This window comes from Streptomyces adelaidensis, from assembly GCF_016598475.1.
GTDB lineage: Bacteria > Actinomycetota > Actinomycetes > Streptomycetales > Streptomycetaceae > Streptomyces > Streptomyces adelaidensis.
Map to the genome: position 1 here is coordinate 1 of NZ_JAEMUX010000204.1, position 2,186 is coordinate 2,186.

2 protein-coding genes are annotated in these 2,186 nt (G+C 70.6%); both read left to right on the forward strand.

Going from position 1 to position 2,186, the window contains the following annotated elements:
- Nucleotides 1–136: 136 nt before the first annotated feature.
- On the forward strand, nt 137–613 hold the full coding sequence (locus I8N67_RS41250) for a hypothetical protein (protein WP_307835528.1): 477 nt from the start codon (nt 137–139) through the stop codon (nt 611–613).
- 65 nt (nt 614–678) lie between these two features.
- Nucleotides 679–2,157: an ISKra4 family transposase gene (locus tag I8N67_RS41255; protein WP_267912904.1), complete on the forward strand. Its 1,479-nt coding sequence runs from the start codon at nt 679–681 to the stop codon at nt 2,155–2,157.
- Nucleotides 2,158–2,186: the final 29 nt, after the last annotated feature.

A 2,186-nucleotide genomic window follows, 5' to 3' on the forward strand; every position in this document is an offset into this window, starting at 1 on the left:
GGGTGCGGATCTTCTGAGGGTGCCTCGTTGGGGTGATTCGCAGAGGTTCGGGATGTGGCCGGTCGTGCCGACTTCTACCGTCGCCGGGGTCGAGCCCGCCGTGAGGCGTGCGGGTGCCGAGCGAGGGTGGGTGGGTGTGCCGTCGTTGATGGAGGCGTTGGAGGCCAGGCGGGCTGACGTGCTGGGCCAGGCCGAGCGGCTGCGTGAGCAGATCGCTGCTCTGTCCGAGGAGTTGTCGCGGGCAGAGGAGCGGCTGGCGCGGTTGCAGATCGCGCGGGAGACGGTGGAGGAGGTGCTCGCCGCACCGTGTTCGCCGGCGCCGGACACGGACGCGGGTGAGGACGCCGGCGGAGTCGCTGTGGCGCTGGTGAAGGCCGAGGCGGAGCTGGACGTGACGGTGATGTCGCCGGAGTACCGGGAGATCATCGCGTTGTTCGCGACCTCGGGGGCGGCGATGCGCTGCAAGGAGGTGTGCCGGCACCTGGGGCTGGGGACCGAGGCGCGGCATGTCGAGGGGATGCGCTCGAAGCTGAAGCGGCTGGTGGAGCGCGGGATTCTGGCCGAGCTTTCGTCCGGGCTGTTCAAGGCTGACGGCCGGAAGCAGGGGTGGTGAGCGTGGTGGGGCCGGCCCAGGGTGCGCTCGCGGAGTGTGAGGACGCCTTCGCTGCCTCGGCGGGCATGTTCGCTGCGGCGTGCGCGGAGCTGGCGGCCCCTCAGGCGGCGGTGATGACGCATGCGCAGTTGGAGGACCTGCTGGGAGAGCGGATGCGTGAGGTCACCCGGCAGTTGTTCCAGGACCACTTGACCCTGCGGGCCAGGGACGAGGTGCGTCGGCGGGAGGTCGTGGACGCTGCCGGTGTCGGGCGCTCGAGGATCGAGCGGGGCCGGCGCCGGAGGCTGGCCACGGTGTTCGGCAAGGTCACCGTGGTCCGGATCGCTTACCGCGGCGCCAGGGTGGCGGACCTGCACCCGGCCGACGCGGTGCTGAACCTCCCCGACGGGATGCACTCGCACGGGCTGGCCAGGCTCGCCGCGATCGAGTCTTCCCGCGGCAGCTTTGCCGACGCCTGCGAGCGGATCAACGCCCACACCGGCTCCGGCGTCGGGCACCGGCAGGTCCAGGAACTCGCTGTCGGCGCCGCAGCGGACATCGACGCGTTCTACGACGCCCTCGTACCGGCTCCCTGCACCGACACCACGCCACTGATCTTGTCGGTCGACGGCAAGGGCGTGGTCATAAGACCCGAAGCCCTGCGCGAGGACACCGCCAGGGCCGCGGCGGCCAAGGGCGGCAACGCGATGAAGACCCGGCTGGCGTCCGGGGAGAAACACGGCAGGAAACGGATGGCCACCCTGGGAGCCGTCTACGATGCCGAGCCCGCGCCGCGCACGATGGACGACATCATCGCCGACCCCGACCGGCAAGACGCCGCCGTCGACGGCGCGGCGCCCGAGCGCCGCCAGGGGCCCAAGGCCCGGTCGAAGTGGCTGTGCGGCTCGGTGACCGACACCGCCGCGCAGGTGGTGGCCGCCGTGTTCGACCAGGCAGAGCACCGCGACCCCGGCCACCGCCGTTGCTGGGTCGTCCTGGTCGACGGGGCCCGCCATCAGATCGACCTCATCAAGGCCGAAGCACTACAGCGCGGCGTGGACATCCACATCATCGTCGACCTCATCCACGTGCTGGAATATCTGTGGCGAGCGGCCTGGTGCCTGCACGAGGCCGGCGATGCCTCCGCCGAGAACTGGGTCGCCCGTCACGCCCGCGTCCTGCTGGGCGGCGGCGTGCAGCAGACCGCCGCCGCACTCGAGGAAGCCGCCCGCACCGCCGGACTGCGTGGCGTTCAGCGCAAGGGCATCGACGAGGCCGTGAACTACATGACCGGCAAGGCCGAGCATCTGCGCTACGACACCGCCCTTGAACGCGGCTGGCCGATCGCCACCGGAATCATCGAAGGAGCATGCCGGCACCTGGTCAAAGACCGCCTGGACATCACCGGCGCCCGCTGGGGCCTGTCCGGAGCTGAAGCCGTGCTCAAGCTGCGTGCCGTCCGCGCCAACGGCGACTTCGACGCCTACTGGGCCTGGCACCAGCAGCAGGAGTTCATCCGCAACCACCAGATGCGCTACCGCGACCAGGTCATACCCACCACCTGATCAACAGCACCCTCATTGGATCTGCACCC